This window comes from Rothia sp. QJM3NY_36 (genome assembly GCF_056173115.1).
Genome location: NZ_CM149658.1, coordinates 906,172 through 920,087 on the forward strand (window position 1 = coordinate 906,172; position 13,916 = coordinate 920,087).

Here is a 13,916-nt window from a genome sequence, read left to right on the forward strand (position 1 = left end):
ATGAGCGCCGTCCCCACCGAGTTCTCCTACACCGCCGAGCACGAATGGATCTCCGCGGCCGATGCCGACGGCGTCGTCACCGTGGGGATCACCGACCACGCCCAGGACGCGCTGGGCGACGTCGTCTACGTGGACCTGCCGGAGGTCGGGGACTCCTTCGCCGCCGGGGACTCCTTCGGCGAGGTCGAGTCCACCAAGTCCGTCTCGGACCTGTACCTGCCGGTGGCCGGGGAGATCGTGGCCGTCAACGAGGCGCTGGGGGACAACCCCGGGGCCGTCAACGAGGACCCCTACGACGCGGGCTGGCTGATCCGGCTGCGCCCGGATGATCCCGCGGACCTGGCCGGTCTGCTGGATGCGCAGGCCTATCGCGACCAGCTGTCCTGACCGACGCGGCGCGGACCGGGCCGGCACAGACCGGGGCCGAGGGCTGAAGCCCGCGCCCGCGCCGCATCGGCCCGCTAGACTGGGGATCCGGGATCTTCCCCCGCGCCCCCGATCGGTCGGCGCCGGGGTGGGACCCGCCGCGGCCGCACCACGGATCCGGGAGACCGGGACCGTGCCGGCCGGAACCGACCGCCGCTCATGACCCGAGGGGAAGACATGTCAGAGCACGAGCAAGCATCACCGGAGACCACCGTCATCCGGGTCAACCCGTCGCAGGAGCGCCCCGTGCGCCGCCGCCTGGCCGACGAGGAGGCCGCCGCCGTCGCGGCCCTGCCCGCCGATTCGGCGCTGCTGATCGCCCAGTCCGGCCCGCACGGCAGCGCCCGCTTCCTGCTGGATGCGGACGCCGCGAAGCCGGATCACGGCATCGTCGCCGGGCGCCACCCGGACGCGGACATCTTCCTGGACGACGTCACGGTCTCCCGGCGCCACGCCAGCTTCTCCTTCAACGCCGGGGCCTTCGAGATCACCGACGCCGGCTCCCTGAACGGCACCTACGTCAACGGGGACCGCGTGGATCACGTGAGCCTGCAGGACGGGGACGAGGTGCGCATCGGCAAGTTCGTCTTCGTGTTCTGCGTCGGGCGCAGCCGCTGAGGCGGGCGAGCCCACCCATGGACGCCGCCGAGGACGCCACCGCACCGGAGCAGGTGACGGATAAGACCATCGGCCAGGTGCTCAGCCACCTGGACGCCGAGTTCCCGGGACTGAGCGCCTCCAAGGTGCGCTTCCTGGAGGACCGCGGCCTGATCTTCCCCCAGCGCACCGCCACCGGCTACCGCAAATACTCCGCGCAGGACATCGTGCGTCTGCGCTACATCCTCACGCTCCAGCGTGACCGCTATCTTCCCCTCAAGGTCATCAAGGAACAGGTGGACGCGGTGGAGCGCGACGGCGGGGACTTCGCCCTGCCCGAGGCCGAGGGCCCCGGCCCGGCCCCGGAGGTGGCCACGCCGACGGCGCGGACGGCCGGGGCGCGCACCTGGTCCATGCGCGAGCTGTCCAAGCACACCTCGGCCCCGCTGCCGCTGCTGCGGGAGCTGATCTCCTACGGGCTGATCAGCGAGGGGCCGGAGGGCACCTTCGACGAGCACGCCGCCCAGACGGCGACCCTGTGCGTGCGCCTGACCTCCCACGGCCTGCAGCCCCGACATCTGCGCTTCTTCCGGGCGGCGGCCGACCGGGAGGTGGGGCTGGTGGAGCAGGCCGTGGCCCCGCTGGCCGGGCGCCGCGACGAGCAGTCCCGGGAGCGGGCCGCGGCCACCGCCCGGGAGCTGTCCGGGCTGTGCACGCAGCTGCACGCCGAGCTGGTGGCCGACCGGGTCCAGCGCACCTGGTGAGCCCGCCCCGGCGGACACGCGGGGCCCGGTGGGCCGATGTCTTTGACCGGACCCCGGGTTGCCTCTAACGTCGAGGGAGTGGATCCGGATCCCGTCCCCGACGGCGCGCCGGGCTCACCGGCCGGGGCGGGAGCGCCCGCCCCGGACGTGCTCTTGCACCACCGCGCGCCAGCGCCGACCGAGGAGACGACCAGGGTGAGTCGAGACGGATCCCAGCAGGACCCCCACCGGAACCCTCCGGCGTCCCTGCACGCGGCCCCCGCGCCCTCCTACCAGGAGCAGCAGCTACCCGGGATGGAGACGGCCGCCCCGCCCACCGGCCGCCAGGGGCTGCTGTTCGACGAGGACCTCGTGGCCCTGGACGAGAGCATCGGCTACCGCGGCCCCGTGGCGTGCAAGGCCGCGGGCATCACCTACCGACAGCTGGACTACTGGGCGCGCACCCACCTCGTGGAGCCCACCGTGCGCGGGGCCAAGGGCTCCGGAACCCAGCGGCTGTACGCCTTCCGGGACGTCCTGGTGCTGAAGATCGTCAAGCGCCTGCTGGACACCGGCGTCTCGCTGCAGCAGATCCGCTCCTCCGTGCAGCACCTGCGCTCGCGCGGGGTCGAGGACCTCGCCCAGATCACCCTGATGTCCGACGGGGCCAGCGTCTACGAGTGCACCTCCCCGGATGAGGTGATCGATCTGGTCCAGGCGGGGCAGGGCGTGTTCGGCATCGCCGTGGGCCGGGTCTGGCGGGAGCTGGAGACCAACCTCTCCAGCATGCCCGGGGAGGATCTGCGCGCAGCGGAGCACTCCGCGCAGCAGCAGCCGGCCCCGTCCGCGCCCGACGAGCTCTCCGCCCGGCGCGCGCGGCGAAACCTGGCGGGCTGAGCCGGACTCGTCCGCGGCGACGCCGAGCTCTCGGCCGGCCGGTTGTCAGCCCGCCGCCGTCGGTGGGGTGGCTGCGGGATCAGCCCCGCAGCAGTCCGGCGAGGATCGCGTCGTAGGCCTCGGCCAGGGCCCTGGCCTCCGCCCCGCCCCAGGCGTGCACGGGGTGCGCCGAGCCCTGGATCTGCTGCCACACCGGAGACTGCGGGATCGCGGGGGAGACCAGCAGGCGCCCGAACATCCCCTCCATCTCCTCGATGCGGTAGCGGTGCTCGGGCCAGTCCTCCTGCACCTTGTTGACCACGACGCTGGCCGCGCGCACCTTCAGGGAGCTCTCCGACTCGAAGCGGGCGATCGCGCGCATGGTGCGCTCGGTGCCGGCCACCGAGAACAGGGAGGGCTCGGCCACGGAGAGCACCTTGTCGCTGGCGGCCCAGGCGATCATCGTCAGGGTGTTCAGCGCGGGCGGGCAGTCGATGAGCACCAGCTCGTAGCCGGAGGCCCCGGCCAGGGCCTCGCGCAGGCGGCCCAGCTGCCGCCGGTTCGGGCGCAGGTGCTCGTAGGCGGCCGAGCGGGCGGAGCCGGCCAGCACATCCAGCCGGGTCCCGGACGCGGCGTCGCTGCGGCGCAGCCACCCGGCCGGGGTCGCGGCGCGGGCCACGGCCCGGCGTCGGCCCGGGGCTGCCAGGACCTGCGCGACGTCGGTCCCGTGCGCGTGGGTCGCGGACAGTCCGAGCCCCGTGCTGGCGTCCCCGTGCGGATCCAGATCCACCACGAGCGTGTCCACCCCGCGGTGCAGGGCCGCGGAGGCCAGGCCCAGGGCCACGGAGGTCTTGCCGACCCCGCCCTTCAGGGAGCTGACGCTGACGATCTGGGACACACACACCTCGCGCGGGATGGGCCGGGTTTTTTCGGAATCGGCCCCATCATAGCGGCCCGGGCGCCCGATGCCGTGTCCCGAGGGTGCGGCGGATTCCTCCCCGGGGTGTGATCTGACATATATTGTTCGGGACACCTCCTGTCCGGCCAACCAAGCTCCCGCGCGTCCCGCTTCCGGTCGGAAGCGGCGCGATGCGGGACGGAAACGGTGGAATCCCCGATGTTCTCCAAGATCCTGGTCGCCAACCGCGGCGAGATCGCGATCCGCGCCTATCGCGCCGCCTACGAGCTCGGCGCCAAGACCGTCGGCGTCTTCCCATACGAGGACCGCAACTCGATCCACCGCCAGCAGGCCGATGAGGCCTACCCGATCGGGGAGGAGGGCCACCCCGTCCGGGCCTACCTGGATGTGGACGAGATCATCCGGGTGGCCCGTGAGTCCGGTGCGGACGCGATCTACCCCGGCTACGGGTTCCTGTCCGAGAACCCCAAGCTCGCCCAGGCCGCGGCCGAGGCCGGGATCACCTTCATCGGCCCGCCCCCGGAGGTCCTGGACCTGGCCGGGAACAAGGTCGCGGCGCTGAAGGCCGCCCGGCGCGCCGGGATCCCCGTGCTGGATTCCACCGAGCCCTCCGCGGACCCGGAGCAGCTGCTGGCCGAGGCCGGGCGGATCGGCTTCCCGATCTTCGTCAAGGCCGTGGCCGGCGGCGGCGGTCGCGGCATGCGCCGGGTCAACACCGCCGAGGAGCTGCCGGATGCGCTGGCGGCGGCGATGCGCGAGGCGGAGACCGCCTTCGGGGACCCGACGGTCTTCCTGGAGCAGGCGGTGCTGCGGCCCCGGCACATCGAGGTGCAGATCCTCGCCGACGCGCAGGGGCACATCGTGCACCTGTTCGAACGCGACTGCTCCCTGCAGCGTCGGCACCAGAAGGTCGTGGAGATCGCCCCGGCCCCGCACCTGGACGAGCGGATCCGCCAGGCCCTGCACCGGGATGCGGTGAAGTTCGCCCGGGAGCTGGGCTACGTCAACGCCGGCACCGTGGAGTTCCTCGTGGACACCGCGGGGGAGCGGGCCGGGCAGCACGTGTTCATCGAGATGAACCCGCGCATCCAGGTGGAGCACACCGTGACCGAGGAGGTCACGGACGTGGACCTCGTGCAGGCCCAGATGCGCATCGCCTCGGGGGAGACCCTGGAGGACCTGGGCATCTCCCAGGAGACCCTGAGCGTCAAGGGTGCGGCCCTGCAGTGCCGGATCACCACCGAGGACCCCACCAACGGGTTCCGGCCCGACGTCGGGAAGATCAGCGCCTATCGCTCCGCCGGCGGTGCCGGGGTGCGCCTGGACGGGGGCACCGTGTACGCCGGGGCGGAGATCTCCCCGCACTTCGACTCCATGCTGTGCAAGGTCACCTGCCGCGGCCGGGACTTCCGCACCGCCGTGCAGCGGGCTCAGCGGGCCCTGGCCGAGTTCCGCATCCGCGGGGTGGCCACCAACATCCCCTTCATCCAGGCGGTGCTGGAGGATCCGGTGTTCCAGGCCGGGGACGTCTCCACCCCCTTCATCGACGAGCACCCGGAGCTGCTGACCAAGAAGCACTCCTCGGACCGGGGCACCCGGGCCCTGAGCTACCTCGCCCAGGTCACGGTCAACCGCCCCCACGGCCCCCGCATCGAGGGCATCGACCCGCGGGACAAGCTGCCCCGCTACCCCGGGGACAAGATCGCCGAGCCGTACCGCAACCCCTTCGACGGCGGGCACCACACGCCCCCGGACGGGTGGCGCCAGGTGCTGCTGGAGAAGGGCCCCGAGGGCTTCGCGAAGGCGCTGCGCGAGTCCGAGGCCCTCGCGGTCACCGACACCACGTTCCGCGACGCCCACCAGTCCCTGCTGGCCACCCGGATCCGCACCCGGGATCTGCTGGCCGCGGCCCCGGCCTACGCCCACGTGCTGCCCGGGCTGTTCTCGGTGGAGGCCTGGGGCGGGGCCACCTACGACGTCGCCCTGCGCTTCCTCTCCGAGGACCCCTGGGAGCGCCTGGCCCACCTGCGGGCGGCCATGCCCAACCTGCCGATCCAGATGCTGCTGCGCGGGCGCAACACGGTGGGCTACACCCCGTACCCCGAGGAGGTCACGGAGGCCTTCGTCAAGGAGGCCGCCGAGACCGGGGTGGACATCTTCCGGATCTTCGACGCCCTGAACGACGTCTCCCAGATGGCCCCGGCGATCCGGGCGGTGCGCGAGACCGGCACGGCGGTGGCCGAGGTGGCCATGTGCTACACCGGCAACCTGCTGGACCCGCAGGAGCGGGTCTACACCCTGGAGTACTACCTGGATCTGGCCCAGCAGATCGTCGACGCCGGCGCGCACATCCTGGCGATCAAGGACATGGCCGGCCTGCTGCGCCCGGAGGCGGCCCGACGCCTCGTCGCGGCGCTGCGCGAGCGCTTCGATGTGCCCGTGCACCTGCACACCCACGACACCGCCGGCGGGCAGCTGGCCACCCTGCTGGCCGCCGCCGAGGCCGGGGTGGACGCCGTCGACGTCGCCGCCGCCTCCCTGGCCGGGACCACCAGCCAGCCGGCCGCCTCCTCGCTGGTCGCCGCGCTGGCCGACACCCCGCGGGACACCGGGCTGGGTCTGGAGCAGGTCAGCTCCCTGGAGCCGTACTGGGAGGCCGTGCGGGCGATCTACCGGCCTTTCGAGATGGGACTGAGCTCCCCGACCGGGCGGGTCTACCGCCACGAGATCCCGGGGGGTCAGCTGTCCAACCTGCGCGCCCAGGCCACCGCGCTGGGCCTGGCGGAGCACTTCGAGGAGATCGAGGACATGTACTCCGCCGCGGACCGGATGCTGGGGCACATCGTGAAGGTCACCCCCTCCTCGAAGGTCGTGGGGGACCTCGCCCTGCAGCTGGTGGGCATGAAGGCGGACCCGGCCGAGTTCGAGCAGAACCCGCAGAAGTTCGACATCCCCGACTCCGTGATCGGCTTCCTCAACGGGGAGCTGGGCACCCCGCCGGCCGGCTGGCCCGAGCCGTTCCGCACCAAGGCCCTGGAGGGGCGCCACGCCAAGCCGAAGATCACCCAACTGTCCGAAGAGGACCGGGAGGGTCTGACCGGGGACTCCCCGACCCGCCGCGCCACCTTGAACCGGCTGCTGTTCCCGGGCCCGGCCGCGGAGTACGCGAAGTCCAGAGAGGAGTACGGGGACCTGTCCGTGCTGCACACTCGGGACTTCCTCTACGGCATGGTCGAGCACCGCGAGCACGTGATCTCCCTGGGCCGCGGGGTGCGGCTGCTGGCCACGCTGCAGGCGATCTCCGAGCCCGACGAGAAGGGCTACCGGACCGTGATGTGCACGCTGAACGGCCAGCAGCGCTCGATCGACGTGCGCGACGAGTCCGTGGAGACCAGCTTCCAGGCCGCGGAGAAGGCCGACGCCTCCCGCCCCGGGCACGTGCCCGCCCCCTTCGCCGGGGCGGTGAGCGTGATCGTGGAGGAGGGCCAGGAGGTGGCCTCCGGCGAGCAGGTCGCCACGATCGAGGCCATGAAGATGGAGGCCTCCATCACCGCGCCGGTGGCCGGGACCGTGCAGCGGGTCCTGGCCCGGGAGGTCACCCAGATGCACGGGGGAGACCTCGTCATCGTCATCGATCCCGCCTGATCCTTGCGCGCCCGCCTCCCGGCGGGAATGCGCGGCTACGGTCCGGACGTTGAGCCGAGGGACGGGGCCGCGCGCCCCGGGCCAGGGCCCCGACGGACCGCGCGGGGCCGGCGCGACCACGAGGAGGACCATGTCCGAGACCCGCGAGTACGATCTGGTGATCCTGGGATCCGGATCCGGCAACACCATCATCGACGAGTCCTGGCGGGACCGGCGGGTCGCAATCGTGGATTCCGGGATCTTCGGCGGCACCTGCCTGAACGTCGGGTGCATCCCCACCAAGATGTTCGCCTACCCGGCGGCCACTGCCCTGCACGGGCTGGACCTGGAGCGGCTCGGCGTGCGCATGCGCCGCACCGGGGCGGACTGGCCGGGCCTGCGGGACCGCATCTTCGGCCGGATCGACCCGATCTCCGAGGGTGGGCTGTCCTACCGGCAGGGCCAGGACTTCGTGGAGGTGTTCACCCAGGAGGCCCGCCTGCAGGATCCGCACACCCTGGTGCTGGACGACGGGACCCGGATCCGCGGGCGGCAGCTGGTCCTGGCCGCCGGCGCCCGGGCCGTGCTCCCGCAGATCCTCGGCATCGACCTGCCCGGGGTGCACACCTCGGACACGATCATGCGCCTGGAGGAGCTGCCGGAGACCGTGGTGATCGTCGGCGGCGGGTTCATCGCCGCGGAGTTCGCGACCGTCTTCACGGGGCTGGGCTCGCGGGTGATCCAGGTCAACCGCTCCGAGCGGCTGCTGCGTGAGCACGACGCGCAGATCGCCGAGCGCTTCCGCCGCGAGGCCGCCCGGCGCTGGGACCTGCGCACCGGGACCGAGATCGAGCGGATCGAGCAGGGCCCGGAGGGTGGCCTGCAGGTGCACCTTCTCGACGGCGAGGGCTCGCGGGAGGCGGTGTGCGCGGACGTCGTCCTGGTGGCGACCGGGCGACGGTCCAACGCGGACCGGATCGGGGCGGCGGAGGCCGGGCTGGACGTGCGCGACGGGGTCGTGGCCGTGGACGCCCAGCAGCGGGTGCTGGCCGACGGGCGGCCCGTGACCGGGGTGTGGGCGCTGGGGGACATCTGCTCCCCGGTGCAGCTGAAGCACCTGGCCAACGCCCAGGCCCGCACTGTGGCCCACAACCTCACCCACCCGCAGGACCTGCGGGCCACCGACCAGCGCTACGTGCCCCACGCGGTGTTCTCCGACCCGCAGATCGCCGCCGTGGGGCTGACCGAGGAGCAGGCCCGCAGGCTCGCGGAGCGGGAGGGCTTCGCGATCACCGTGAAGGTCCAGGACTACGGCGACGTCGCCTACGGCTGGGCCATGGAGGATTCGGCCGGGCTGGTCAAGCTCATCGCCCGGAAGGACACCGGTCAGCTGCTCGGGGCCCACCTGATCGGCACGGAGGCCTCGATCCTCATCCAGCCGCTGGTGCAGGCGATGAGCTTCGGGCTGGACGCGCACACGATGGCCCGGGGGCAGTACTGGATCCACCCGGCGCTCAGCGAGGTCGTGGAGAACGCCCTGCTGGGCCTGGACGTGCCCGGCACCCCGGGGCTGCCGGACTGACCCGCACCCCGCGGCCGGACCGACGTCGGTCCGGCCGACCGCGGCCCCGCCGACCGCGCGGCGGCCGACGTGCGCCGCGGGACCGGGGAGCATCCGGTCCCGCGGCGGGTGGCTCAGGCGTCGTTCCCGGTGGGCTTGGGGCTGCTGTAGATCTCCTCGATGACGTCCTGGTAGTCCCGCATCACCTGGGGGCGGCGGATCTTCATCGAGGGGGTCAGGTGTCCGGACTCCTCGGTGAAGTCCCGCGGGATGATCCGGAAGGCCCGCACGGATTCGGCCCGGGAGACGGATTCGTTGGCCCGGTCCACCAGCCGCTGCACGGCCTCGCCGACCTCCTCGGTCTGGGCGGCCTGCTCGGCGGTGAGATCCGGGTCCAGTCCCAGCCTGCCCAGCTCCTTCGGCAGGGTCTCCTCGTCCAGGGTGATCAGGGCCGCGATGAACGGCTTCCCATCGCCCAAGACCACGCACTGGGAGACCAGCGGGGAGGCCCGGATCAGATCCTCGTAGGTGGCGGGGATGACGTTCTTCCCGCCCGCGGTGACGATGACTTCCTTCTTGCGCCCGGTGATCTTCAGCATCCCGCGCTCGGTCAGCTCCCCCAGATCCCCGGTGCGGAACCAGCCGTCCTCGGTGAAGGACTCCGCGTCGGCCTTCTCATTGCGCCAGTAGTGGGCCATGATCCCGACGCCGCGCAGCTCCACCTCGCCGTCGGCGACGATGCGCACCGAGGTCCCCGGCAGGGGCGGGCCGACGGTGCCGATCTGGAAGTCCTGCACGGTGCCGACCGTGGCCGGGGCGGTGGTCTCGGTCAGCCCGTAGCCCTCCAGGATCTTCAGGTGCGCGGCGTGGAAGAAGTGGGCCAGACGCACCGCCAGCGGCCCCCCGCCGGAGACGGCCCATTTGACCTTCCCACCCAGGGCCCGGCGCAGCTGGGCGAAGACCAGTCGGTCCGCTGTCGCGTACTGGGCGCGCAGGGCCAGGGAGGGCCGCCGCCCGTCCATGACCGTCTCGGACCAGGCCACCCCCACCCGCTCGGCCCAGTCGAAGATCCGCCCCTTGACCGCGGAGGCATCGTGGGCGCGGGAGCGCGCCCCGTTGTAGATCTTCTCGAAGACCCGCGGGACCACCAGCAGGAAGTCCGGGGAGAGGCTCGCGATGTCCTGGGTCAGGTACTTCAGATCGGGGGAGTGGCCCATCGTGATGCCTGCGTCCAGGGCCACCACGTGGATGAAGCGGGCGAAGACGTGGGCCAGCGGGAGGAACAGCAGCGTGGTGTTGCGCTCATTCGCGACCTCGGGCACATTCTGGCGCACCGCCGCGGACAGGCGCACGAAGTTCCCGTGGGTCAGCGCGCAGCCCTTCGGGCGCCCCGTCGTGCCGGAGGTGTAGATGATCGTGGCGGTGTCCTCCAGTCCCGCAGCACCGCGGGCGGCCTGCACCTGCTCCTCGGAAACTCCTTCCCCGGCGGCCCGCAGGCTGGCCAGGGACTCCGGGCGCTGGTCGTCGGCGTCGATCTGCCAGACGGTGCGCAGGGCCAGCTCCTCGTGGCGGGCGGCCCTCTTGACGGCGGCCAGGTGCTGGCTCGTCTCCACGATGATGGCCTTGGCACCCGAGTCGCTCATGTTCCAGGCGATCTGGGAGGGGGAGGAGGTCTCGAAGATCGGCACCGTCACCGCCCCGGCGTAGAAGATCGCGAAGTCCGCGACGGCCCATTCGTAGCGGGTGCGCGACATCAGTCCGACGCGGTCGCCGGGTTCGATGCCCTCGGCGATCAGCCCCCGGGCCAGGGCGATCACCTCCTCGCGGAACTCGCGCGCGCTCACCTCCCGCCAGGTGCCGCTGCCGGGCTCATCCTGCACGCGGAAGAGCACCTGCTCGGCGTGTTGGGGCAGCTTGGCCTCCAGCAGGTCCGTGAGATTGGACTGCGGGTCCGTCTCGATGGTCAGCTCGGTCGAGGTCTCGTCCATGAGATCCTTTCGGTCGTGGACCGCTCCTTCCGCGAACGGGGGAGGGGTCAGCGGGCGTCCCTGCGGACGTCGGCGGGCTGCCCCGGCCGGGACTCCCGCGCGGTGTGGTCTGGGGTGGCGCGCAGCCGGTGGTCGGCGAAGAACCGTGTGGAGGCGGCGAAGATCAGCGGCGCGTCGTGATCCAGGGTGGCCACGTGCCAGCTGCGCGGCAGCGACACCACCTCCGGGGCCTGGGGCAGCCCGGCGCGCAGCGCGCGGAGACTGGCCTCGGTGACCACGTGGTCCACCTCCGAGCGCAGCACCTGCACCGGGGCGCGCACCGCGCCCAGGCTCCGGCGGGCCGCGGCGAACAGCCGGTGCATCTGCCCCGCGGCGGCCACGGGCACCCGCGGATAGGCCCCTTCGCTCACGCCCTCCCGGCGGATGTCATCGCGCACCCCGGGCACCGTCGGCACCACACGGGACAGCGGCCCGCCCAGGGCGCTCAGCGGCTGCGGAGAGACCAGGCCGGGGTTGACCAGGCTCAGCGCGGCGACCGGCCGGCGGGCCGCCAGATGCAGCGCCAGCGCCCCTCCCATGGACAGCCCCGCGACCCCCACGCGCTCGCAGCGGGCGGCCAGGCGCCAGTAGGCGTCATCCACCGCCGCGGCCCACTCCCGCCAGTTCCGGGTGGCCATGTCCGCCACGGAGGTGCCGTGCCCGGGCAGCAGCGGCAGCTCGACGGCGTAGCCGCGTCGGGCCCACTCCCGGGCCCAGGGGCGCATGCTGTGCGGCGACCCGGTGAACCCGTGCAGGACCAGCACGCCGTCAGGCCCCCCGTCCCAGGACTGCGCCCGCACGTCGACGCCCTCCGGCAGCTCGCCGACCCCGGGTCCGGGGGCGGCGCTGCGGTGGCGCAGGTACGTGATCAAGCCCATACCCACGATTCAACCACGGTCCCACCGGCCCGGGGAAACCCCGCGCGGTACAGTGGCCCCACCGCCCGTTCCCGGACCGAAGGACCCCTGTGCCGACGCTCTACATGGCCCTCCGACGCGGCGTCGTCGGGCCGCTGGTGAACCTCCTGCTGCGCCCCCAGGTGCACGGCCTGGAGCACGTGCCCTCCACCGGTCCCGCGATCCTGGCCTCCAACCACCTGTCCTTCCTGGACCCGGTGCTGCTGCCCGTCGCGGTGCCCCGCCCGGTCAGCTTCCTCGCGAAGGCCGAGTACTTCACCGCCCCGGGGCCCCTCGGCAGGGCCATGGCCGCGTTCTTCCGCGCCATCCACCAGATCCCCCTGGACCGTTCCGGGGGCCAGCGCTCGGCCGGGGCCCTGGAGGCGGCCCGGGCGGTCTTAGCCGAGGGGCAGCTGCTGGGCATCTACCCGGAGGGCACGCGATCCCCGGACGGGCGGCTGCACCGGCCCAAGCTCGGGGTGGCCAGGCTCGCATTGGAGGCGGGGGTGCCCGTCCTGCCGGTGGCGATGATCGGCACGCAGCGGCTGCAGCCTCCCGGGGCCCGGCTGCCCCGGCTGCCGCGGCCCCTGCTGCGCCCTGCGCCCGAGCAGCGTCCCCGCACCGTGATCGGGGCGCCGCTGGACCTGTCCGCCTGGACCGGGCCCGACGCCGGCGCGCACGCCGCGCGGGGCGCGGCCCAGCAGATCATCGCGGCCATCCGCGAGCTGTCGGGGCAGGACTACGTCGACGAGTACGCCCCGCGCCGTGGCGGCCACGGCAGGACTCGGCGGCCACCCGTCTCGTAGACTGTTCGCATGTCGAACGAGATCCGGACCGAACTGTCGAGCACCCCCGCCGCCCCCGCACCCTCAGCCCAGGACTACCCAGGTCTGGACGAGTGGCGGACACGGGCCGCCGGACAGCAGCCGGACTGGCGGGGTCACCCCGATTTCGACCGCGTCGTCGCCGACTTGGAGGCCGTGCCCCCGCTGGTGTTCGCCGGGGAGGTGGACCAGATGCGCGCCCGCCTGGCCGAGGTGGCCGCGGGACGGGCGTTCTTCCTGACCGGCGGGGACTGCGCGGAGACCTTCGCCGCGGCCACCGCGGATAGGATCAGCGCCCGGGTGCGCACCCTGCTGCAGATGGCGGTGGTCCTGACCTACGGGGCCTCGATGCCGGTGGTCAAGATGGGGCGGATGGCCGGGCAGTTCTCCAAGCCGCGCTCCTCGGACACCGAGACCCGCGGGGAGACCACCCTGCCCAGCTTCCGCGGGGAGATGGTCAACGGCTTCGACTTCACCCCGGAGTCCCGCGCGCACGACCCGAACCGCATGCTCGCCGGATACCACACCTCCGCCTCGACGCTGAATCTCATCCGCGCCTTCACCACCGGCGGCTTCGCGGACCTGCGCCTGGTGCACGCCTGGAACCAGGGGTTCGTGGCCAACCCGGCCCACGCCCGCTACGAGTCCATGGCCGCGGAGATCGACCGGGCCATGAAGTTCATGGCCGCCTGCGGGGCGGACTTCGAGGCCCTGCGCTCCACCGAGTTCTACGCTGGGCACGAAGCCCTGCTGCTGGACTACGAGCGGGCCCTGACCCGCATCGACTCCCGGACCCACCGGCCCTACGACACCTCCGCGCACTTCCTGTGGATCGGGGAGCGCACCCGCGGGCTCACGGACGCCCACGTGAACTTCCTCTCCCAGGTGCGCAACCCCATCGGCGTCAAGCTCGGGCCCACCACCACGGTCGAGGAGGTGCTGCGGCTGATCGACGTGCTGGACCCGCAGCGGGAGCCGGGACGCCTGACCTTCATCACCCGGATGGGTGCCGGGAAGATCCGGGAGAACCTCCCGCGTCTGGTGGAGGGGGTGCGCGATGCCGGGGCGAGCCCCGTGTGGGTCACCGACCCCATGCACGGCAACACCATCTCCGTGCCCTCCGGGTTCAAGACCCGCCGCTTCGAGGACGTCATGGACGAGGTCCGCGGGTTCTTCGAGGTGCACCGCGAGCTGGGCACCTTCCCCGGCGGAATCCACGTGGAGATGACCGGCGACGACGTCGCCGAGTGCCTGGGCGGCTCGGACCCGGTGGATGAGACCGCCTTCGCCGAGCACTACGAGACCCTCTGCGATCCCCGCCTGAACCACCGGCAGTCCCTGGAGATCGCCTTCCTGGTGGCCGAGGCCCTCTCAGGCCGCAGGTGAGTCCGCTGGGGTGAGTCCGCTGGGGCGAGCCGGGCCG

Annotated in this window: 11 protein-coding genes; 8 read left to right on the plus strand and 3 right to left on the minus strand. The window is 72.7% G+C overall.

What is annotated here, in order from left to right; translation table 11 throughout:
- From gcvH to AC0VXQ_RS03970, 4 genes are all read left to right on the plus strand, one after another.
- The gene (gcvH, locus tag AC0VXQ_RS03955; protein WP_055684669.1) at nucleotides 1-387 is read left to right on the plus strand and encodes a glycine cleavage system protein GcvH; all 387 of its coding nucleotides are present in this window, start codon (nucleotides 1-3) and stop codon (nucleotides 385-387) included.
- A 216-nt stretch (nucleotides 388-603) separates the two neighbouring features.
- The gene (locus AC0VXQ_RS03960) at nucleotides 604-1,044 is read left to right on the plus strand and encodes an FHA domain-containing protein (RefSeq protein ID WP_254303317.1); all 441 of its coding nucleotides are present in this window, start codon (nucleotides 604-606) and stop codon (nucleotides 1,042-1,044) included.
- Nucleotides 1,045-1,061: 17 nt separating this feature from the next.
- Nucleotides 1,062-1,787 carry a transcriptional regulator FtsR gene (gene ftsR / locus AC0VXQ_RS03965; RefSeq protein WP_363835211.1) on the plus strand — a complete coding sequence of 242 codons (726 nt, stop codon included), beginning with the start codon at nucleotides 1,062-1,064 and terminating at the stop codon, nucleotides 1,785-1,787.
- 294 nt (nucleotides 1,788-2,081) lie between these two features.
- Nucleotides 2,082-2,663, plus strand: coding sequence for a MerR family transcriptional regulator (locus AC0VXQ_RS03970; protein ID WP_475529380.1), 582 nt, complete (start codon nucleotides 2,082-2,084; stop codon nucleotides 2,661-2,663).
- Nucleotides 2,664-2,742: 79 nt separating this feature from the next.
- Here AC0VXQ_RS03970 and AC0VXQ_RS03975 read toward each other — a convergent pair whose 3' ends face one another.
- A complete protein-coding gene (locus AC0VXQ_RS03975) occupies nucleotides 2,743-3,540 on the minus strand; it encodes a ParA family protein (protein WP_055684666.1) in 798 nt (265 codons plus the stop codon).
- Nucleotides 3,541-3,759: 219 nt separating this feature from the next.
- Between AC0VXQ_RS03975 and AC0VXQ_RS03980 the strand changes: the two genes are divergently transcribed.
- Both AC0VXQ_RS03980 and AC0VXQ_RS03985 read left to right on the plus strand, forming a co-directional pair.
- Complete coding sequence (locus AC0VXQ_RS03980; protein ID WP_475529202.1) at nucleotides 3,760-7,206, plus strand: pyruvate carboxylase; 3,447 nt, start codon at nucleotides 3,760-3,762, stop codon at nucleotides 7,204-7,206.
- A 130-nt stretch (nucleotides 7,207-7,336) separates the two neighbouring features.
- Entirely contained in the window at nucleotides 7,337-8,767 is a 1,431-nt protein-coding gene (locus tag AC0VXQ_RS03985) for a mycothione reductase (protein WP_358293368.1), read from the plus strand.
- A gap of 113 nt (nucleotides 8,768-8,880) precedes the next feature.
- Here AC0VXQ_RS03985 and AC0VXQ_RS03990 read toward each other — a convergent pair whose 3' ends face one another.
- Complete coding sequence (locus AC0VXQ_RS03990; protein ID WP_475529204.1) at nucleotides 8,881-10,734, minus strand: AMP-dependent synthetase/ligase; 1,854 nt, start codon at nucleotides 10,732-10,734, stop codon at nucleotides 8,881-8,883.
- A gap of 47 nt (nucleotides 10,735-10,781) precedes the next feature.
- Entirely contained in the window at nucleotides 10,782-11,651 is an 870-nt protein-coding gene (locus tag AC0VXQ_RS03995; protein ID WP_064725510.1) for an alpha/beta hydrolase, read from the minus strand.
- Nucleotides 11,652-11,740: 89 nt separating this feature from the next.
- Between AC0VXQ_RS03995 and AC0VXQ_RS04000 the strand changes: the two genes are divergently transcribed.
- Together AC0VXQ_RS04000 and AC0VXQ_RS04005 are read left to right on the plus strand one after the other, a co-directional pair.
- A complete protein-coding gene (locus tag AC0VXQ_RS04000) occupies nucleotides 11,741-12,475 on the plus strand; it encodes a lysophospholipid acyltransferase family protein (protein ID WP_244884128.1) in 735 nt (244 codons plus the stop codon).
- Between the two features lie 9 nt (nucleotides 12,476-12,484).
- Nucleotides 12,485-13,879, plus strand: coding sequence for a class II 3-deoxy-7-phosphoheptulonate synthase (locus tag AC0VXQ_RS04005; protein WP_279751981.1), 1,395 nt, complete (start codon nucleotides 12,485-12,487; stop codon nucleotides 13,877-13,879).
- The last annotated feature ends 37 nt before the right edge of the window (nucleotides 13,880-13,916 follow it).